This window comes from Pseudomonas sp. O230 (assembly GCF_045447035.1).
In the GTDB taxonomy this organism is placed as follows: Bacteria; Pseudomonadota; Gammaproteobacteria; order Pseudomonadales; family Pseudomonadaceae; genus Aquipseudomonas.
The window spans coordinates 615,850-636,235 of record NZ_JBJGXN010000002.1 but is presented as its reverse complement, the minus strand read 5'-3'; the positions used below and the strand labels follow the sequence as shown (position 1 = coordinate 636,235).

Annotated in this window: 15 protein-coding genes; all 15 read left to right on the top strand. The window is 60.7% G+C overall.

Annotated features, from left to right (window positions below):
• The first annotated feature begins 171 nt into the window (after positions 1-171).
• The 15 genes from ACI77H_RS06260 (at position 172) to ACI77H_RS06190 (ending at position 20,378) form a co-directional block, all read left to right on the top strand.
• Entirely contained in the window at positions 172-1,731 is a 1,560-nt protein-coding gene (locus tag ACI77H_RS06260) for a sigma-54-dependent transcriptional regulator (RefSeq protein ID WP_150653809.1), read from the top strand.
• Between the two features lie 336 nt (positions 1,732-2,067).
• Positions 2,068-2,808, top strand: a complete 741-nt coding sequence (locus ACI77H_RS06255; protein WP_008030482.1) for a flagellar basal body rod protein FlgF — start codon at positions 2,068-2,070, stop codon at positions 2,806-2,808.
• 45 nt (positions 2,809-2,853) lie between these two features.
• Positions 2,854-3,639, top strand: coding sequence for a flagellar basal-body rod protein FlgG (flgG, locus tag ACI77H_RS06250; protein ID WP_407010981.1), 786 nt, complete (start codon positions 2,854-2,856; stop codon positions 3,637-3,639).
• A gap of 52 nt (positions 3,640-3,691) precedes the next feature.
• Positions 3,692-4,387 carry a flagellar basal body L-ring protein FlgH gene (flgH, locus tag ACI77H_RS06245; protein WP_407010980.1) on the top strand — a complete coding sequence of 232 codons (696 nt, stop codon included), beginning with the start codon at positions 3,692-3,694 and terminating at the stop codon, positions 4,385-4,387.
• 27 nt (positions 4,388-4,414) lie between these two features.
• Positions 4,415-5,503 (top strand): flagellar basal body P-ring protein FlgI, encoded by a 1,089-nt coding sequence (locus ACI77H_RS06240; protein WP_407011046.1) that lies wholly within the window; start codon positions 4,415-4,417, stop codon positions 5,501-5,503.
• Between the two features lie 11 nt (positions 5,504-5,514).
• On the top strand, positions 5,515-6,801 hold the full coding sequence (gene flgJ, locus ACI77H_RS06235; RefSeq protein WP_407010978.1) for a flagellar assembly peptidoglycan hydrolase FlgJ: 1,287 nt from the start codon (positions 5,515-5,517) through the stop codon (positions 6,799-6,801).
• Positions 6,802-6,823: 22 nt separating this feature from the next.
• Positions 6,824-8,890, top strand: a complete 2,067-nt coding sequence (flgK, locus tag ACI77H_RS06230; RefSeq protein WP_407010976.1) for a flagellar hook-associated protein FlgK — start codon at positions 6,824-6,826, stop codon at positions 8,888-8,890.
• 13 nt (positions 8,891-8,903) lie between these two features.
• A complete protein-coding gene (locus ACI77H_RS06225; protein ID WP_407010975.1) occupies positions 8,904-10,502 on the top strand; it encodes a flagellar hook-associated protein 3 in 1,599 nt (532 codons plus the stop codon).
• 124 nt (positions 10,503-10,626) lie between these two features.
• Positions 10,627-14,205, top strand: coding sequence for a glycosyltransferase (locus tag ACI77H_RS06220; protein WP_407010974.1), 3,579 nt, complete (start codon positions 10,627-10,629; stop codon positions 14,203-14,205).
• Between the two features lie 775 nt (positions 14,206-14,980).
• Entirely contained in the window at positions 14,981-15,754 is a 774-nt protein-coding gene (gene rfbF, locus ACI77H_RS06215; protein WP_407010972.1) for a glucose-1-phosphate cytidylyltransferase, read from the top strand.
• Positions 15,736-16,818, top strand: coding sequence for a CDP-glucose 4,6-dehydratase (gene rfbG / locus ACI77H_RS06210; RefSeq protein ID WP_407010971.1), 1,083 nt, complete (start codon positions 15,736-15,738; stop codon positions 16,816-16,818). Before rfbF ends, rfbG begins: the two co-directional genes overlap by 19 nt.
• Positions 16,815-17,375, top strand: coding sequence for a dTDP-4-dehydrorhamnose 3,5-epimerase family protein (locus ACI77H_RS06205; RefSeq protein WP_407010970.1), 561 nt, complete (start codon positions 16,815-16,817; stop codon positions 17,373-17,375). Before rfbG ends, ACI77H_RS06205 begins: the two co-directional genes overlap by 4 nt.
• Positions 17,372-18,598, top strand: coding sequence for a methyltransferase domain-containing protein (locus ACI77H_RS06200; RefSeq protein ID WP_407010969.1), 1,227 nt, complete (start codon positions 17,372-17,374; stop codon positions 18,596-18,598). Before ACI77H_RS06205 ends, ACI77H_RS06200 begins: the two co-directional genes overlap by 4 nt.
• Positions 18,595-19,716, top strand: a complete 1,122-nt coding sequence (locus ACI77H_RS06195) for a DegT/DnrJ/EryC1/StrS family aminotransferase (protein WP_407010968.1) — start codon at positions 18,595-18,597, stop codon at positions 19,714-19,716. Before ACI77H_RS06200 ends, ACI77H_RS06195 begins: the two co-directional genes overlap by 4 nt.
• Entirely contained in the window at positions 19,713-20,378 is a 666-nt protein-coding gene (locus tag ACI77H_RS06190) for an acetyltransferase (RefSeq protein ID WP_407010967.1), read from the top strand. Before ACI77H_RS06195 ends, ACI77H_RS06190 begins: the two co-directional genes overlap by 4 nt.
• Positions 20,379-20,386: the final 8 nt, after the last annotated feature.

The following is a 20,386-nucleotide window of genomic DNA, read 5'->3' as shown; positions in this document are numbered from 1 at the left end:
TTCGTCGATTTTCGTAAAGTTTTCGTTACGGATGTGCCGTTGTGGCGCTGTGATTGAGATTTTCGGGTGTGAAAAGGCGCACGGGTGTCACATAATCTTGACGACTAACTTGGCCTCGACGCAGAAAATTCCTCGCGCGGGACCTCGGTCACTCCTGTTTCGGGTCTTTATATGCGTATCAAAGTCCACTGTCAGAACCGCATCGGCATCCTGCGCGACATTCTCAACTTGCTGGTCGAGTACGGAATCAACGTCGCTCGCGGTGAAGTGGGTGGCGAGCATGGCAACGCGATCTACCTGCATTGCCCAAACCTGATCAACATTCAGTTCCAGGCGCTGCGTCCGAAATTCGAGTCGATTGCCGGGGTCTTCGGCGTCAAGCGTGTAGGGCTGATGCCCAGTGAGCGTCGGCACATGGAGCTCAATGCCTTGCTCGGCGCCCTGGAGTTTCCGGTGTTGTCGATCGACATGGGCGGCTCGATTGTCGCGGCCAACCGCGCAGCGGCACAGTTGCTCGGCGTGCGTGTCGACGAGGTGCCGGGCATTCCCTTGTCGCGTTATGCCGAGGATTTCGATTTGCCGGAGCTGGTGCGCGCCAACAAATCGCGGATCAACGGGCTGCGGGTCAAGGTCAAGGGCGACGTGTTTCTCGCCGATATCGCGCCGCTGCAATCGGAGCATGACGACAGCGAAGCGATGGCCGGTGCGGTGTTGACGCTGCACCGCGCTGATCGGGTGGGGGAGCGCATCTACAACGTGCGCAAACAGGAATTGCGCGGGTTCGACAGCATCTTCCAGAGCTCGAAAGTCATGGCTGCGGTGGTGCGTGAAGCCCGGCGCATGGCGCCGCTGGATGCGCCGCTATTGATAGAAGGCGAAACCGGCACCGGCAAGGAATTGTTGGCGCGGGCCTGCCACCTGGCCAGCCCGCGGGGGCAGTCGCCGCTGATGGCGCTCAATTGCGCCGGCCTGCCAGAGTCGATGGCTGAGACCGAATTGTTTGGCTACGGCCCGGGTGCGTTTGAAGGGGCGCGGGCCGAGGGCAAGCTCGGGCTGCTGGAGCTGACGGCGGGCGGTACGCTGTTTCTCGACGGCGTGGGAGAAATGAGCCCGCGGCTACAGGTGAAACTGCTGCGCTTCCTGCAGGACGGTTGCTTTCGTCGTGTAGGCAGTGATGAAGAGGTTTATCTCGATGTGCGAGTGATCTGTGCCACGCAGGTCGACCTGTCGGAACTCTGCGCTCGTGGTGAGTTTCGCCAGGATTTGTATCACCGCTTGAATGTGCTTTCGCTGCACATTCCGCCACTGCGTGAATGCCTGGATGGTTTGACGCCGCTGGTGGAGCATTTCCTTGATCAGGCCAGTCGGCAGATTGGTTGTCCGCTACCAAAACTGGCGCCGGCGGCCATGGACCGGCTCAGTCACTACCATTGGCCGGGGAACGTCCGGCAGTTGGAAAACGTGTTGTTCCAGGCGGTTTCGTTGTGCGAGGGCGGGACGGTCAAGGCTGAACATATTCGACTGCCCGACTATGGCGTGCGTCAGCCGCTTGGCGATTTTTCACTCGAGGGCGGGCTGGATGCGATTGTCGGGCGCTTTGAAAAAGCGGTGCTGGAGCGACTGTATTCCGAGCATCCGAGCAGTCGGCAATTGGGCAAGCGGTTGGGGGTTTCGCATACGACCATTGCCAACAAATTGCGTGAGTATGAAGTCGGCAAGACTGAGTCTTAGCCAGTAACTGTGCTGCCTTCGACGGCCCCATCGCGGGCAAGCCCGCCCCCACAGGATCTTCAGTGGTCACTCAATCTGTGAGCTACCAACAACCCTGTGGGAGCGGGCTTGCCCGCGAATGCGTCAGCCCTGTCAGTGAAGAGGCCGTGCCTTGCCACATAACGGCATAACACCGCCGGTTTTTCGTCTTTGACACATTCCCTCATTCCCCTCTGAAACCCCCAAGTCCTTTGTTTGCCGGGCCTCGCGCCGCCAGAAAAAAGTTGGTCTGCAAATTGCTTATCGCTCAGCAGTACAGCGGTGGGCGGCAAACGTCCGGCATGCAGAGGAAAGAGTGTGGACAAGTACCTTTATGTGGCAATGACCGGCGCCAGCCAGAATGCACTGGCGCAGAAGGCTCATGCGAACAACCTGGCGAACATCTCCACCAACGGCTTCCAGAAAGACCTGGAACAGGCGCGTTCGATGCCGGTGTTCGGTGACAGCTTTCCGGCGCGTGCGTTTGCGATGTCCGAGCGTCCGGCCACCGACTTCTCCGCGGGCTCCCTGGTGCAAACCGGTCGCGACCTCGACGTCGCGGTGCAGGGCAACGGCTGGATCGCGGTGCAGAACCCGGATGGCGGTGAGAGCTACGTGCGCACCGGCAGCCTGAACGTTGACGCGCTGGGCGTGCTGCGGGCCGGCAACGGTATGCCGGTGATGGGCAATGGCGGGCCGATTTCCGTGCCGCCCGAGCAGCAAATCGAAGTGGGTGAAGACGGCACCGTCAGCATTCGTGCGATGGGCGAAGGCCCGCGCGTGATGGCCGAAGTCGACCGCATCAAGCTGGTCAACCCCGACTTCAAGAACATGACCAAAGGCCTGGACGGTTCGATCCACACCAAGGACGGCAAGCCGGCACAAGCCGATGCCAACGTCAAACTGGTGTCCGGGTTCCTTGAGTCGAGCAACGTCAATGCCGTGGAAGAGATGACCTCGGTACTGGCGCTGGCCAAGCAGTTCGAGCTGCACATCAAGATGATGAACACCGCCAAAGACGATGACCAGGCCATGGCTCGGGTCTTGCAGATCAGCTAATTATCAGAACGTCGCGCCGTAAAACAGGCGCACGAGGAGAATCGAATGCTTCCGGCTCTATGGGTTGCCAAAACAGGTCTGTCCGCCCAGGACACCAACCTGACGACCATTTCCAACAACCTGGCAAACGTTTCGACCACGGGTTTTAAACGTGATCGCGCCGAGTTCCAGGACCTGCTGTACCAGATCAAACGCCAGCCTGGCGCCCAGTCGACCCAGGACAGCGAACTGCCGTCGGGTCTGCAGGTGGGTACCGGTGTACGCATTGTCGGCACCCAGAAGAACTTCACCGCCGGCAGTCTGCAAACCACCGAGCAGCCGTTGGACATGGCCATTGACGGTCGCGGCTTCTTCCAGATTCTGCAGCCGGACGGCACCACATCCTACACCCGTGACGGTACGTTCCACCTCGATTCCAACGGCCAGATCGTTAACGCCAGCGGCTTCGCCCTGGAACCGGCCATTGTTATCCCGAACGACGCGCAGACCTTCACGGTCGGTCGTGACGGCACCGTGTCCATCACCATTGCCGGTAACCCGGCGTCCCAGGTGATCGGCAACCTGCAAACCGCCGACTTCATCAACCCGGCTGGCCTGCAAGCGGTGGGTAACAACCTGTTCCTGGAAACCGCCGCCAGCGGCGCGCCGCAGGTCGGTACGCCAGGCCTGGCCGGTTTTGGCACCACGCTGCAGAACACCCTGGAAACCTCCAACGTCAGCACCGTTGAAGAGATGGTCAACATGATCACCACTCAGCGCGCCTACGAGATGAACTCCAAGGTGATCTCCACCGCCGACCAGATGCTCTCGTTCGTAACGCAGAATCTGTAATCAAGTCTATGAGGCGGCCATGAGGTCGCCTGCAACACCGTGAGGTAGGGTCATGAATCGCTTTGTATCTGTTCTGGCACTGAGTGGCGTCGCCGCGCTGGCGGGTTGCGTCGGTCCGACGCCCAAGCCCAATGACCCTTACTACGCCCCGGTGTTGCCGCGTACGCCGTTGCCGGCCGCCGCGAATAACGGCTCGATCTACCAGGCCGGTTTCGAACAGAACCTGTACAGCGATCGCAAGGCATTCCGGGTCGGTGACATCATCACCATTACCCTGAACGAAAGAACCCAGGCGAGTAAAAACGCCAACTCGCAAGTGGCCAAGAACAGCAAGGCCGGCATTGGCCTGACGTCGCTGTTCGGCGCAATCCCCAACACCAACAATCCGTTGAGTGAAGGCGACCTCACGCTGAATGCGAGTTACAGCGGCGACCGCGCGACCAAGGGTGACAGCAAGGCCGGGCAGGGCAACAGCCTGACCGGTTCGATCACCGTGACCGTCGCCGACGTCTTGCCCAACGGCATCATTGCCGTGCGCGGCGAGAAGTGGATGACCCTCAATACCGGTGATGAGCTGGTACGAATCGCCGGCCTCGTCCGGGCCGATGACATCGCCACCGACAACACGGTTTCGTCGACACGCATCGCCGATGCACGCATCACCTATTCGGGCACCGGTTCGTTTGCCGATGCGAGTCAGCCAGGCTGGTTCGACCGTTTCTTCCTCAGCCCGCTGTTCCCTTTCTAGGTGGCTACGTTGAATTTCAAACACCTGATGGTGGCTGCGCTCCTGATGTCCGCAGCCTTCGGTGCTCAAGCCGAGCGGCTGAAGGATATCGCCAGTATTTCCGGCGTACGTTCCAACCAATTGATCGGTTACGGCCTGGTGGTCGGGCTTAATGGCACCGGCGACCAGACGACGCAGACGCCGTTCACCCTGCAAACCTTCAACAACATGCTCTCGCAGTTCGGCATCAAGGTGCCGGCCGGTTCGGGCAACGTGCAGTTGAAGAACGTCGCGGCAGTGTCGATCAGTGCCGATTTGCCAGCCTTCGCCAAACCGGGTCAGCAGGTGGATATCACCGTGGCCTCCATCGGTAACTCCAAGAGCTTGCGCGGGGGCACCTTGCTGCTGACGCCGCTCAAGGGTATCGACGGCAACGTCTACGCGATCGCCCAGGGCAACCTGGTGGTCGGCGGTTTTGATGCTGAAGGTCGCGACGGTTCGAAAATCACCGTCAACGTTCCGTCGGCCGGTCGTATTCCCGGCGGTGCATCGGTCGAGCGTTCGGTGCCGAGCGGTTTCAATCAGGGCAATAGCCTGACGTTGAACCTCAACCGTTCCGACTTCACCACCGCCAAGCGCATCGTCGACAAGATCAACGACCTGCTCGGCCCTGGCGTTGCCCAGGCCATCGACGGCGGTTCGATTCGCGTCAGTGCGCCGCTGGATCCGAGCCAGCGCGTCGACTACCTGTCGATCCTGGAAAACCTTGAAGTCGATCCGGGTCAGGCGGTGGCGAAAGTCATCATCAACTCCCGCACCGGCACCATCGTGATCGGCCAGAACGTCAAGGTGTCCCCGGCGGCCGTAACCCACGGCAGCCTGACCGTGACCATCACCGAAGACCCGATCGTCAGCCAGCCCGGCCCTCTGTCCAATGGTCAGACCGCTGTCGTGCCGCGTTCGCGGGTCAACGCTCAGCAGGAAGCCAAGCCGATGTTCAAGTTCGGCCCAGGCACCACCCTCGACGAGATCGTGCGTGCGGTGAACCAGGTCGGCGCGGCGCCAGGTGACTTGATGGCAATCCTTGAAGCACTGAAACAGGCCGGCGCGTTGCAAGCCGACCTGATCGTGATCTGAGGCCAGCGACCATGGATATGCACAAGAGTGGTCTGGTCAGCAGCGCCGATTCGGGTTCCTATTCGGACCTCAATCGCCTGAACCAGCTCAAGGTCGGCGACAAGAACAGTGACCAGAACCTGCGCAAAGTGGCGCAGGAATTCGAGTCGCTGTTCCTCGGTGAAATGCTCAAGTCCATGCGCAAGGCGACCGACACGCTGGGTGAGGGCAATCCGCTCAACACCCCGGCAGCCAAGCAGTACCAGGAAATGTACGACCAACAGTTAGCCGTTTCCATGTCCCGCGAGGGCGGTGGTATTGGTCTGGCGGACGTGCTGATGCGTCAGATGTCGAAGAACAAACCACTGGCGCCGGGCGAAGCGGCAACGCTGTCGGCGGCCAAGCAGGAAGCGGCAAAAGCGGCGGCGCAGACACCGGTGGCTGCCGGCACGATCGGCACCAATGGGCCGCTGTCGCGAGTCAATGGCCAGCGTCCGTTGTGGGCTTCGCGCTCGATCAGCGCTCCACAGGCGGCAGGCGAGGGTGCACATCGCAACGACATGGCGCTGATCAATCAGCGGCGCCTGGCGTTGCCGCCGAAACTGGCTGACCGCTTGCTGGCAGGCCTGGTGCCTTCGGCGACGACGACCGCCGCGACGCTCAACAACACTCGACAGCCCGAACGCACCACGCCGACCGGAGCGGGGCCTTTGTTCAACGGTGATTGGCTGGCCACTGCGCAAGCGTCATCGGGCGCCGGCTTGCAGATTCATGGTCGTGCCATCGCTCAGATACCGTTGGCGCCCGCGAAGAAAGCCTTCAGTTCTGCCGACCAGTTCGTCAACACCATGTTGCCGATGGCCAAGGAAGCCGCCGAGCGCATCGGCGTCGATCCGCGTTACCTGGTGGCTCAAGCGGCGCTGGAAACCGGTTGGGGCAAATCGGTCATGCGCGCACAGGATGGCAGTAGCAGCCACAACCTGTTCGGCATCAAGGCCAGCAGCAGTTGGAAGGGCAATTCGGCGCGCGCGATTACCAGTGAATTCAGGAATGGCGCAATGGTCAAGGAGACGGCCGAGTTCCGTTCCTACGACTCTTACAAGGACAGCTTCCATGACCTTGTGACTTTGCTGCAAACCAACAATCGCTATCAAGATGTCCTGAAGTCGGCCGATAACCCAGAACAGTTTGTACGCGAGTTGCAAAAGGCCGGTTACGCAACCGACCCGGACTACGCGAGCAAGATTTCGCAGATAGCCAAGCAGATGACGAGTTACCAGAACTACGCTGCGGCGGGCGTTTCCACCACGCCTTTATAGGCACAAGGATTAAGGTCGAACCATGAGTTTGCTCAATATCGGGATGTCGGGTCTGGCCGCTGGCCAATCCTCGTTGATGACCACCGGCAACAACATTGCCAACGTCGACACCGCCGGGTACTCGCGCCAGCAAACAGTGCAGGGCACCAAGGCCTCGCAGCAGTTCGGCAATGTCTACATCGGCACCGGCACAACCCTGGCCGATGTGCGTCGCGTGTACAACAGCTACCTCGATGCGCAATTGCAGACCACCACCTCGCTCAACAGCGATTCGGCCGCTTACCTGAATCAGGTCACGCCGCTGGACAAACTGCTCTCCGACACCAGCACTGGCATGAACGGCGCGCTGACCAAGTTTTTTGCCTCGGTGCAGAACGTCAACGCCAAGCCGGGTGACGACGCTTCCCGCCAGTTGCTGCTCAGCGATGCGCAGGCGTTGAGCAACCGGTTCAACTCGATCTCCACGCAGTTGACCCAGCAGAATGCCAACATCAACGGCAACCTGACGAACATGGCCGATCAGGTCAACAAGCTGGCCGCTACCGTTGCGCAGTTGAACCAGAAGATCTCTGAGGTTTCCAACTCCGGCGGCATGCCCAACGATCTGCTCGATGCGCGTAACGAAACCGTGCGCCAGCTGTCGACCTTCACCGGTGCGCAAGTGGTGGAGCGTGAAGGCAGTCTCGATATTTATCTGGGCAGCGGTCAGCCGCTGGTCATGGGTAACACGGTCAACAAACTTGAAGTGGTACCGGGCAAAGACGATCCGGGCCGCTTGTCGCTGCAGCTCAATCGTGGTTCGAGCACCATTGATATCACCTCGATCATGACTGGCGGCGAGATCGGCGGGCTGTTGCGTTATCGCAGCACCGTGCTGGACCCGGCCATGAACGAATTGGGCCGTGTGGCCCTGGTCGTCGCCGATCAGATGAACAGCCTGCAGGCCCAGGGCATCGACAAGAACGGCGCCTTCGGTTCGAACCTGTTCAACAATATCAATTCGGCCAAGCTGGTCTCTGAACGCAGCGTTGCCAGCCTGAACAACGTGGGCGCCGGTAACTTTGATGTGACCATCAAGGACACTGGCAAGCTGACCATCAACGATTACAAGGTCACGTTCACCACTGCGACTGATTACACCGTTCAGCGCCTGCCAGACAACACGCCCATGGGCTCCTTCAGCACGGTAGCGCCGGCAACGGCACCGGTCATCGACGGCGTCGAGATGAAGTTCAACGCGGCTTCTGCCACGGCGGGCGACACCTTCAGGATCACTCCGACCCGCGATGCTGCGGCGAACATCAAGACCGAGATGACCGACTCCAAGCGTCTGGCCATCGCGGCACCGCTGGGCGCGGCGATTGCGGCGAGCGGCAGTGGCAGCGGCACCCTGACGATCCCGGCCAGCGGTCAACCGACCCTGACCACCAAGTTCGATATCTACGACGCGGCGACCGCCACCGCGATGCAGAACGGCCTGAAAAACTCCACGCCGACCAAAGTAGTCTTTGGTGCGGTCTCCGCCGACGGCACCAGCCAGACCTACCAGTTCCTGGATGCCAAGGGCGGGTTGATCAGCGGCGGTACCATCAAGCCAGGTGAGAGCAACACCCTGAACCTGAGCATTCCGCTCAAGGATGCCACGGGTGCGCCGATCCCGCCTGCGCCTGCCACTCAGTACACCGCGTCCTTCAGCATGACCTTCGCCGGCGCTCCGAGCAGCGGCGCGGCCATCAACGTCTCGCTCAGTCAGCCGGGCAGCCTGGACAACCGTAACGGCACCGCACTGGCCGGTTTGCAAACCGCACAGACCGTGGACACCGGGTCGGCCAGCAAAGGCATTTCGCTGAACGACGCCTACGGCAAACTGGTCGAGGGTGTGGGTTCCAAAGCCGCACAGGGCAAGCTCGACAGCGCGGCGACTGGCGCCATCCTGGCGAATGCCAAGGGCGCGCGCGACTCGCTCTCGGGTGTCGACCTCGATGAGGAAACCGGCAACCTGGTCAAGTATCAGCAGTACTACACCGCGTCTTCGCAGATCATCAAGGCTGCGCAGGAAATCTTCAGCACACTGATCAACAGTCTTTAAGGAGTCGTAGCCCATGCGCATTTCTACCGCCCAGTTTTACGAGTCCTCGGCTGCCAACTATTCGAAGAACTTCGCCAACGTGGTCAAGAGCAGCGAAGAGGCGAGCAGCCTGGTTCGCGTCAACACCGCCGCCGATGATCCGGTCGGCGCCTCGCGCCTGCTGCAACTCGGCCAGCAGGCTTCGATGCTCGATCAGTTCTCCAACAACATGACGACGATCAAAGCCACGCTTGGCCAGACTGAAGCCGTCATGACCAGTATTGGCAACGTGCTGCAACGCGCCAAGGAACTGGCCCTGGGTGCCGGCAACGCCGGTTATACCGATTCCGACCGCCAGGCCAACGCTTCGGAGCTCAGCCAGATCGAAGAGCAGTTGCTGAGCCTGATGAACACCAAGGACGAAAACGGCAAATACATTTTCGCCGGTTCCAAGGGCGATACCGTGCCGTTCACGCGCAATACCGACGGCACCTACAGCTATAACGGTGATCAGGTCACGCTGGACCTGCCGATTGGCGATACCCAGTCGATGGCCACCAACAGCACCGGTTGGGCTGTGTTCCAGCAAGCCATCAACACCAGTCGCACGCAATCCACCATGACCTCGCCCACGCCGGCCGTCGATGGTGGTCGTGTGGTGCTGTCCAATGGTCAGGTGAATTCGGACGTGACCTACAACGCCAAATTCCGCGGCGGCGAGCCCTACACCGTGAATTTCCTCAGCCCTACGCAACTGGAAATCCGCGATTCGCTGGGTAATGACGTCACGTCCGAGGCTTCTGGCAATGGCGTGTTCAGCTCCGCCGGTGGTGCCGCCACGCAGACGATCAATTTCCGTGGCGTTGACTTGAAGTTGAACATCAACATGAAGACTGGCGACGTTCCGGCGACCGTGTTTCCGCCGCCCCCGTCCCCCAATGCCTACAGCTTCACCCTGGCGGCCAAGCCGGACAGCTTCAATGCGTCTCGCGCGCCAGGCAACGTGTCGACGGATGTGGTCACCAACACGTCAATCACCAACAGCGCCGCCTATCACGCCAGCTTTCCGGAAGGCGGGGCGATTCTCAAGTTCACCAGCCCCACGGCTTTCGAGTTGTATGCCGCGCCGCTGACCGCAAACAGCAAGCCGGTTTCCAACGGCGTTCTGGCGGGCAACGTCGCCACCGCATCGGGTGTCGCTTTTACGCTGAGCGGCGCCCCGACGATGCTGGCCGGTGACCAGTTCTCCGTCTCGGTCAACACTCACCAGACGCAGAACGTTCTGGACACCGTCAACCAGCTGAAAACCGCGCTGTCGACGCCGACCAACAACAATCCGCAGGCCATTCAAGCACTCAACGCGGCCATTGGTTCCGGTGTCGGTAACCTGGCCAGTGGCATTGACCAGTTGACCTCCGGCCTCAGTTCCGTGGGTGGTCGCGGTGCGTCGCTGAACACTCAGACCGATATCAACCAGAGCCTGGTGCTGGCCAACACGCAGACCCAGGGGGCGATCCGTGATTCGGACCCGGCCTCGGTGATGACCCGCCTGACCTTGCAGCAAACCATGCTGCAGGCCTCGCAACTGGCGTTCAGCAAAATCGCTCAGTTGGGGCTGTTCAACAAAGTCTGAGTCGAGGCCTTCGCGCTGTGGGCGCGGAGGCTGAGGCACCGAGTGCAAACCGTCTTTTTTCAGCGGTTCAGGGCTGCTCCACTCGTTCCAGAGTGAGCGCCCGCCGCTCGCGAGTTACCCCGCCGTGAAACCAACGCCTCTTGTCAGCATCGCCATTCCCGCCTACAACCCGCTGTACTTTCAGGCAGCGCTGCAAAGTGCTCTGAATCAGACTTATGCGCCGCTTGAAGTGATTGTCTGCGACGACAGCGACAGCGACGAAATCCATGAGCTGGTCCAGGCCTGCACGGTGCCGCAAGGCTTGACGCTGCGCTATGTGCGCAATGATCGCCACTTGGGGTTCAAGGGGAACCTGATCGCCTGCGCCGAGCAGGCAACCGGCGAATACCTCAAGCTGCTCTGTGATGACGATCAGTTGCTGCCTGAGTGCATTGCCCGTCAGGTGCAGGGTTTCATCGATCATGACGACGTGAATCTGGTGATTGCCCAGCGTCAGTATTGCGACGGCGACTACCTGCTGCTGCCCGAGCGTCTGGAGAACTCCAGCTTTGCCTCGGGGGATACGCTGTTCAAGGGCGAAGACTTGCTGGACGTGCTGGAAAGCACCGCCCTGAACTTCCTCAGCAATTTGAGCGGCGCGCTGATGCGTACGCATCAGGTGCTGGAGTATCTGCCCGCATTGACCCAGGTCGGCGAAGGGTTTGTCGCGCGTCTCGATTTCGCCTTGTTTGTCTGCCTGTTGCGTCGCGGCAATCTGGCGGTAATAGCGCAGGTGCTCAGCTTCGAACGCTTGCACCCGGCGCGCCTGAGCAATCAACCGGAGGTCGAGCAGGCCGTGGCGGTCGAACTTGGCTGGCTGACCCAGATGCTCGCGGTGCGCAGCGGCGAGCCGGCACCTGCGCCGGGGCATGTGCGCTTCCTCGATCTGCCCAGCGCCGCCCTCGGTGAGCCGTATGCCTGGGAGGAAATGCCCCTCAGCCGCTCACTGGGCTTTTCCGAGACCTTGATACGTTCGCGGGTCGGTGAAAACTGTGACAGCTTCGCTGATGTGTACCAGCAATGGCTCGCCTGTCGCACCCTGAACCCGGCCCAGCAGCGCCTGTTGCCCGCGCGCCTAGCCTCGTGGCCATCGCGACCGCGCATTGTGCCGGTGGTGATTGATGCTGATGCCGACGAGGCCGCGCTGGGCGTCACGCTGGACAGCATCGAACGGCAGGTTTATGCCGCCGAATCGGTGTTGGTGCTCTGCGGTGAAGATCGCGCCAGTGCCCATGCAGGCCACGTGATTCGTGTGGCCTTGCAAGGCGACGGACTTGAGCAGCTCAATGTCCTGCTGATGCAAATGGACGGTGCGGACTGGTTCTATCTCCTGCGGGCGGGTGATCGTCTGAATGAACTCGCCTTGCTGCTTTTGGCCGAGCGCATGGTCGAGAGTGCCGGCGCGATGTGCATTTACAGCGATGAAGGTGGTCTGCGCAACGAGTTGTCGGTGGAGCCGATCTTAAAACCCGATTTCAATCTTGACCTGTTACGCAGTTATCCCTACATCGGGCGGACACTGGCCATTCAGCGTCAGCGCTTTGTGGACGCCGGTGGATTCAACCCGGATTTCACCCAGCTCAGTCCTCATGATCTGCTCTGGCGCCTCGTCGAAAGCCATGGCCCGCATGTCGTGGAGCATGTCGCCCAGGTGTTGGTCGAGTCTTCGTTCGGCATGTCGCAATGGCTTGCATTGCCGCAAGTGATCGAGCAAAACCCCCGTGTCCTGACCGCGCACCTTGAGCGTATCGGTGCGGCACACGAAGTCCGGCAGGGCAACGTGCCGCTGATCAATCGAATTGACTATCACCATGGCTTTCAACCGCTGGTGTCTATTGTGGTGGTGGCCCGTAATCAGCTCGGCTCGCTACAGCGTTGCGTCGAGAGTGTGCTGGAGCACACGGCGTATGCGCACTACGAGTTATTGATTGTCGACAATGCCAGCACCTCGATCGAAGCGCGGAACTGGCTGGCCGCGATGTCGCAAATGGGCGGCGAAAAATTGCGCGTGCTGCACTGCGATTACCCAGACAACCCGGCAGCGGCGCAGAATTTCGCGGTGGCTCAGGCTCGCGGCGAATACGTGCTGTTGCTCAGCCCGGACAGCCTGATCGTCAACCGCGACTGGCTTGGCGAACTGTTGAATCACGGCTTGCGCCCGGAAGTGGGCGTGGTGGGCGGCCGAATGGTCAGCCCGCAGGGCCGTATCGAAGGTTCGGCGCTGGTACTGGGGATGCGCGGTCCTGTCGGCGTGCCCTGGCGCGGGGAAGTGGTGACCACCCCGGGTTACATGCAGCGCCAGCAAGCGGTGCAGAACCTGAGCGCGGTGAGCACCGAATGCCTGCTGATCCGCAAGCAGGTGTTCGATGACCTTCAGGGGTTTGACGAGCAGGCCTTTTCGTACATGCTCAACGGACCGGATTTTTGCCTGCGTGTCAGGCAGAAAGGGTATCTGGTGGTCTGGACGCCGTATGCCGAATCGGTCCGCGTGGTTGTCGAGACGCAGAGTGGGCCGGTGACGTCAACACTGGTGGCCGAGCACAAGCGTTTTTATCAGCGCTGGTTGCCAATCATTGCCAGAGATCCGGCGTACAACGTCAACCTGAGCCTCAATACCAACAATTTCAGCCTTGAACCTGGCTTCAAGAATGACTGGAATCCGTTCGCCCGGCACATGCTGCCGCGGGTGCTGGCGATACCGATCAACGAGACCGCCGTGGGCCATTACCGGGTCACCCAGCCATTTCTGGAGCTGGAAGCCGCGGGGCAAGTGCTCGGCAACCTTTCTTACCATACGCCCTCGGACATTGAGCTGGAGCGCCAGTCGCCCGACGTCATCATCCTGCAGGGGCGCTACAGTGAGGGCGCGGTGAATGAAGTGGAGCGGGTCAGGAACAGCTCCAAGGCTTTCCGGATCTTCGAGCTCGATGACTATGTCATCGATGTGCCCAAGAAAAATGCTCACGTGCGCAAGGCCATGGTGGGTGTCGAAGAGCTCGTGCGGCGTGCAATCGGGCTGTGTGACCGGGTGGTGGTGTCGACTCAGCCGCTGGCCGATACGCTCAAGGGCATGCATGACGATATTCGCGTGGTGCCGAACATGCTCGCTCCCTATTTGTGGACCGGTCTGAGCAGTCAGCGACGGACGTCGCGCAAGCCGAGGGTCGGCTGGGGGGGAGGGACCAGTCATGATGGCGATCTGGCGATCATTGCCGATGTTGTTCGCCTGCTGGCGGATGAAGTTGAATGGGTGTTTTTCGGTATGTGCCCGCCGGCACTCAAGCCTTACGTGCATGAATTCCATCCTGCCGTTGGCCTGCAGGCTTACCCCACCAAACTGGCGAGCCTGAACCTTGATCTGGCTTTGGCGCCGTTGGAGTTTCACATCTTCAACGACTGCAAGAGCAACTTGCGCCTGCTGGAATATGGCGCGTGCGGTTATCCGGTGATCTGTACGGACACTGAGGCTTATCGCGGTTACCTGCCGTGTACCAAGGTGGTGAGCAACAGTACCGAGGAATGGCTTGAGGCAATTCGCAAGCACCTGGCTGACCCGGACGCGAGTTATCGCATGGGTGACGCGCTGCGTGAGGAAGTGCTGCGCGACTATATGCTGCGGGGTAATAACCTGAATTATTGGGCTGAGGCCTGGTTGCCTAACTGATTTTTTGGGGGCATATCCGTTGCTGCGGGAATGGCGGCTGGCGGTTTCGCTTTTACAGCGAGTCACTTGGAAAAGCCCCAAGTAACCAAGGGCTTTTGCCCCTGTCGTTCGGCCTCTCGAGGGGGCGGCTACCGCAACAGCGCCGCGAGGCGGCCTGATAGCCGACCTGGTTCTTCAGGCTTACACGGTCTCCTTCACTACTGCGGTCAACTCATTCCGGACACGTACGCATTTCCCCTGTAGGAGCTGGCTTGCCGGCGATGGCGCCCCTCCAGTCAGTAAATAAATCGACTGACCCACCGCTATCGCCGGCAAGCCAGCTCCTACAGTTGATGGGGGTCATGGCCAATTGGCGCGTCCATATGAAGATGCCGTTGCTTTGGCTTTGGCTTTGGCTTTGGCTTTGGCTTTGGCTTTGGCTTTGGCTTTGGCTGTTGCGGTACACGCCCCCTCGAGAGGCCGAACGAAAGGGGTAAGAGCGCTTGGTTACTTGGCGCTTTTCCAAGTGACCCGCCGTAAGGGCGGAACCAATAGCAGCCATTACCGCAACGACGGATATACACCCAAAGCAAGCCCCCTCAACCCAGCTTTACGTTCCACCCCTCCCCAGAGAAAGAGCTGGCGCGTTTCCTGCAAGCCCCCCCGATATCGCCATAAAACGAGCACTTCCGGTGAATCCAGAAGCGCCTTGAGCGGCATCGAAGGTTTTATCCAGAAGGCCTGCAAAAGCTTGATACAGCTTGGCTGAGCCCTGTGACGAACAAGAGGGGAGACGATGAAGGCAGTTATTTTGGCGGGCGGCCTGGGCACGCGCATCAGTGAGGAGTCGCACCTCAAACCCAAGCCGATGATTGAAATCGGCGGCAAGCCAATTCTCTGGCACATCATGAAGCAGTATTCCGCTCACGGGATTCATGACTTCGTGATTTGCCTGGGCTACAAGGGCTACGCGATCAAGGACTTCTTCGCCAACTACTTCCTGCATACCTCTGACGTCACGTTCGACATGAGCAATAACCGCATGGACGTTCACCAGAACTACAGCGAGCCATGGCGTGTCACGCTCATCGATACCGGTGAAGACACCATGACCGGCGGGCGCTTGCGCCGGGCCAGCCGCTACCTGGAAAACGAAGACGCGTTCTGCTTCACCTATGGCGATGGCGTGTCTGATTTGAACATCGGTGCCCTGGTGGATTTCCACCTGTCCCACGGCAAGCTCGCCACGGTCACAGCGGTCCAGCCACCCGGCCGTTACGGCGCCCTGGAGCGCGATGGTCACCTTGTCCGCGGTTTTACTGAAAAGCCCCGCGGTGACGGGGGCTGGATCAATGGTGGCTTCTTTGTACTGTCGCCCAAGGTCCTGCCGCTGATTACCGCCGACGACACGGTTTGGGAAGCCGAACCGTTGGTCGGCCTGGCCAGCAGTGGGCAACTGGCTGCCTACCAGCACGATGGTTTCTGGCACCCGATGGACACCCTGCGCGACAAAAACCACCTGGAGCAGTTGTGGCTGAGCGGGGAGGCCCCATGGAAGCAATGGGACTGAGTCCGGAATTCTGGCGCGGCAAGCGGGTTCTGCTGACCGGCCACACCGGTTTCAAAGGCAGTTGGTTGACGTTGTGGCTGCAAAGCCTCGGCGCAAAAGTCAGCGGGTTTTCCCTTGATCCGTCGACCGAGCCGAGCCTGTTCGAACTGGCGCGTGTTCACGAGGGCATCAATGATCAGCGCGGCGATCTGCGCGACCTCGGTGCCTTGCTCGAATTGATCGCCGAGACCCAACCGGAAATCGTCCTGCACCTGGCGGCCCAGCCGCTGGTGCGCGAGGGTTATCGCGATCCGCTGGGGACTTACTCCAGCAACGTCATGGGCACCCTGAACCTGCTTGAAGCGATCCGTCAGGTCGGTGGCGTGCGCGCCTGCGTGCTGGTGACCACCGACAAGGTTTACGCGAACAAAGAATGGCTGTGGCCGTACCGCGAGGACGAAGCCCTTGGCGGACATGATCCTTACAGCAGCAGCAAGGCCTGCTGCGAGTTGCTGGCGCAGTCTTATGCCGCGTCGTTCTTCCCGGCTGAAAAATATGCCGAACACGGTCTGGCGCTGGCCACGGCCCGCGCCGGCAACGTGTTGGGCGGCGGTGATTTTGCCCCTGAGCGTTTGATTCCCGATGTCCTGAAAGCCTGGTCCGCCGACGAGCCGGTGACCCTGCGCTACCCGCAAGCGGTACGCCCGTGGCAACACGCGCTGGAGCCGCTGGCCGGTTACCTGCAACTGGCCGCCAATCTTTACGAGCGAGGGCCCGAGTTTGCCGGTGCGTGGAACTTCGGCCCAAGCGAAGCAGACATGTGCAGCGTTGGCGAAGTGGTCGAACTGCTCGCCAACCGCTGGCCACAAGCGCGCGGATTGCGCATCGAGCCGAGTGATCTGCACGAGGCAGGCCTGTTGCGCCTGGACAGCAGCCGCGCCCGTCAACGGTTGGCCTGGCAACCGCGCTGGTCGTTGCAGCAATGCCTGACTCAGACCCTCGATTGGCATCTGGCCTGGAAAAGCGGCGCCGACATGCGCGATGTCACCTTGGGCCAGTTGAACCTGTACCGAGGCGCGTTGTGAGCGAATTTTTAGTGCAAGCGCTACCGCTGGCGGGCTTGTTCAGCGTGCAGCACAAACGCTTCGAAGACGATCGCGGGCACTTCGCCCGGTTGTTCTGCGAGGGCAGCCTGAGCGCCTTCGGCCAAGCGTTTTCCATTCGCCAGATCAACCATTCCTGCACCCGCGCACGCGGCAGTGTGCGTGGCTTGCATTACCAGAATGCCAACGCGCCGGAAGCCAAGCTGATCACCTGCCTGCGCGGTGAAGTCTGGGATGTGGCGGTGGACTTGCGGCCCGAATCCGCAACGTTTCTGCACTGGCATGCCGAACACCTGCGGGCCGGCGACGGTCGCAGCCTGCTGATTCCGGCCGGGTTCGCCCACGGCTTCCAGACCCTGACCGACGACGCCGAATTGCTTTACCTGCACAGCGCCGACTACGCGCAGGAGCATGAAGGTGGCTTATCGGTGAACGATCCACGGCTGGCGATTGCCTGGCCGTTGCCTGTCAATAATCTGTCAGCCAGGGACGCCAGCCATCCCTTGCTCGATGAACGCTTCGCTGGAGTGCGTCTATGAACTGCCGTGGTTGCGGTACTCCTTTGGCCTTGCCGCTGATCGACCTCGGCACCTCGCCGCCGTCGAACGCCTACGTCCGTGCCGATCAGATGGAGCAGGCCGAGCAATGGGTGCCTCTGAAGGTTGCGGTGTGTCAGCAGTGCTGGTTGGTGCAAACCGAGGATTACACCAGCGCCGACGCCCTGTTCGACGCTGAGTACGCTTATTTCAGTTCGTTCTCCAGCACCTGGCTGGCGCATGCCGATCGCTACGTTGCCGAGATGGTCGAGCGCTTCGGCCTGAGCGCCGAGAGCCGGGTGGTGGAAATCGCTGCCAACGACGGTTATCTGTTGCAGTACGTCGCCGGTCGCGGCATCCCTTGCCTGGGCGTTGAGCCGACCCGCAGCACCGCGCAAGCGGCGCGGGAAAAAGGCCTGGAAATCCGCGAGTTGTTCTTCGGACGAGGCACCGCTGCGCAATTGGTCGGTGAAGGCTGGTCTGCAGACCTGATGGCTGCCAACAACGTGTTGGCCCACGTGCCGGACATCAATGATTTTCTCGGTGGCTTTGCGACCCTGCTCAAACCGACGGGCGTGGCGACGTTCGAGTTTCCGCAACTGCTGACGCTGATGGCCGGGCAACAGTTCGACACGCTGTATCACGAGCACTATTCCTACCTGTCCCTGACTGCCGTGCACACCTTGTGCGAGCGCAATGGCCTGGAAGTCTTCGACGTCAGCCAGTTGTCGACCCATGGCGGTTCGCTGCGAGTTTTCGTCCAGCGCGCTGATGGCGTGCGTCGTGAGGTGCAACCTGCGGTTGCTCGACAACTGCACGCCGAACTCGTCGCCGGGGTGAAAACCCCCGAGTACTACACGACCCTCGCGCCGGCCGCCGAACGGATCAAGCACGAACTGCTGCGCTTTTTGCTGCAGGCGAAAGCCGAGGGCAAACGAGTGGTCGGTTACGGGGCCGCCGCCAAGGGCAACACGCTGCTCAACTACGCCGGGGTCAAGCCTGATCTGTTGGCCTGGGTCGCCGACGCCAATCCGCATAAACAGGGCAAGTTCTTGCCTGGCAGCCGGATTCCGGTGGTTTCGCCCGAGCGTATCGCCCTCGAACAACCGGACTACATCCTGGTTCTGCCGTGGAATCTGTTGACTGAAATCACCCAGCAATTCGCCTCGGTCAAAGAGTGGGGCGCACAGTTTGTCGTTGCCGTTCCGGAGTTGAGTATTCAATGAGCAGAATTCACTACACCAAACCGAGTGTCGGCGAACTGGAAGCCCGGTATGCCCTGGATGCCGTGCAGAACGGTTGGGGCGCGCGTTGCTACGAATACCTGACGCGTTTCGAGCACGGGTTTGCCGAACACCTTGGTGCGACCTACGCCATCGCGACGTCAAGCTGCACCGGCGCGCTGCACATGGGCATGGCGGCGCTGGGCATCGGCGCGGGTGATGAAGTGATCCTGGCCAACACTAACTGGATTGCATCGGCGGCACCGATTACGTATCTGGGCGCTACGCCGGTGTTTGTCGATGTGCTGGCGGATAGCTGGTGCCTGGATCCGGAGCTTGTCCGCCGTGCAATTACCCCGAAGACCAAAGCGATCCTCGCGGTGCACCTGTACGGCAATCTGTGTGACATGGATGCATTGCTGGCGATTGGCCAAGAACACGGTATTCCGGTCATCGAAGACGCTGCCGAAGCCATCGGCTCGCAGTGGCGCGGCAAGGCTGCCGGTTCGCTGGGGGCATTCGGTGCGTTTTCATTCCACGGCACCAAAACCATGACCACCGGCGAGGGCGGCATTTTCGTCACGTCGGACAAAGCCTTGTACGAGCGGGTCCTGACCTTGTCCAACCATGGTCGTGTCGCCGGCAGCACCAAACAATTCTGGCCGGAGTTCATCGGCTTCAAATACAAGATGAGCAACCTGCAGGCTGCCGTCGGCTGCGCTCAGGTCGAGCGGATCGATGAGCTGATCGAACGCAAGCGAGCGATATTCGCCAATTACGCCCACGCGCTGGCATCGCTGCCGGGCGTTTCGCTGAACCCCGAACCGACCCATGCCCGCAACGGTTACTGGATGCCCACCGTGGTATTCGATGCCGAGACCGGGATTCATCGCGACGAGATGATCGCCGCGTTCCAGGCTGCCGATATCGACGCCCGAGTGTTCTTCTGGCCGCTGTCGTCGTTGCCCATGTTCAGCGAGCACGCGGTCGATACGCCGGTTTCGTTTGCCCTGCCGGAGCGTGCGTTCAACCTGCCGAGCTATCACGACATGACTGACGCCGATCAGGCGCGTGTGGTGGATGTGGTCCGTGCGCTGCTGGCAAACAGGCAATCGCTGTGAAGATGTACTTGCTGGGTGCGGCGAACCCGGAAGCCGTGCGCATGTTGCACGCGGTGAAGCGCAGCGCGCCGAACGTCGAGTTTGCGTTTCTGGACAATGACCCGAACAAACACGGGACACCGTTTTTTGGTGTACCGGTCATTGGCGGTTCGGCGTTGGTCAGTGAGCTCAAAGGGCCGGACGCACGTTTCGTCAACCTGATCACCGGCAGCACCCGACTGCGCTATGAGACCACCCGTCAACTGGTCGAGGCCGGTGCCACGCTGGGTCAGTTCGTCCATCCCGGCATCGACCTGACCATGATTCGCCTGGGGCAGGGCAGCTATCTGCAGGAAGGCGTACTCCTGCAAGCCGAGGTGACGCTGGGCGACAACACCAGCATCAGCGCCGGCAGCGTGGTGGGGCATGAAGGGCAGATCGGCCACTCGGTGTTCCTGGCGCCCGGCGTGTGCATTGCCGGGTGCGTGGAGATCGGCGACGGCACGTTCATCGGCACCAACGCCACGATTTTGCCGCGCTTGCGTATCGGTCGCTGGGTGACCATCGGCGCCGGTGCCGTCGTCACCAAAGATGTCCCGGATTATTCAGTCGTGGCGGGCAATCCCGCCAGGATCATCAAGACCAACGCGGTGCCTTACCCCGACGGTAAGGTCTTCAAGTAACCCGTTTG

What these genes read in the sequence shown, in the direction of transcription:
- ACI77H_RS06260 (WP_150653809.1), top strand. Translation starts at nt 172, where the DNA reads ATGCGTATCAAAGTCCACTGTCAGAACCGCATCGGCATCCTGCGCGAC.
- flgG (WP_407010981.1), top strand. Translation starts at nt 2,854, where the DNA reads ATGCTTCCGGCTCTATGGGTTGCCAAAACAGGTCTGTCCGCCCAGGAC.
- flgH (WP_407010980.1), top strand. Translation starts at nt 3,692, where the DNA reads ATGAATCGCTTTGTATCTGTTCTGGCACTGAGTGGCGTCGCCGCGCTG.
- ACI77H_RS06240 (WP_407011046.1), top strand. Translation starts at nt 4,415, where the DNA reads ATGGTGGCTGCGCTCCTGATGTCCGCAGCCTTCGGTGCTCAAGCCGAG.
- flgJ (WP_407010978.1), top strand. Translation starts at nt 5,515, where the DNA reads ATGGATATGCACAAGAGTGGTCTGGTCAGCAGCGCCGATTCGGGTTCC.
- flgK (WP_407010976.1), top strand. Translation starts at nt 6,824, where the DNA reads ATGAGTTTGCTCAATATCGGGATGTCGGGTCTGGCCGCTGGCCAATCC.
- ACI77H_RS06225 (WP_407010975.1), top strand. Translation starts at nt 8,904, where the DNA reads ATGCGCATTTCTACCGCCCAGTTTTACGAGTCCTCGGCTGCCAACTAT.
- rfbF (WP_407010972.1), top strand. Translation starts at nt 14,981, where the DNA reads ATGAAGGCAGTTATTTTGGCGGGCGGCCTGGGCACGCGCATCAGTGAG.
- rfbG (WP_407010971.1), top strand. Translation starts at nt 15,736, where the DNA reads ATGGAAGCAATGGGACTGAGTCCGGAATTCTGGCGCGGCAAGCGGGTT.
- ACI77H_RS06200 (WP_407010969.1), top strand. Translation starts at nt 17,372, where the DNA reads ATGAACTGCCGTGGTTGCGGTACTCCTTTGGCCTTGCCGCTGATCGAC.
- ACI77H_RS06195 (WP_407010968.1), top strand. Translation starts at nt 18,595, where the DNA reads ATGAGCAGAATTCACTACACCAAACCGAGTGTCGGCGAACTGGAAGCC.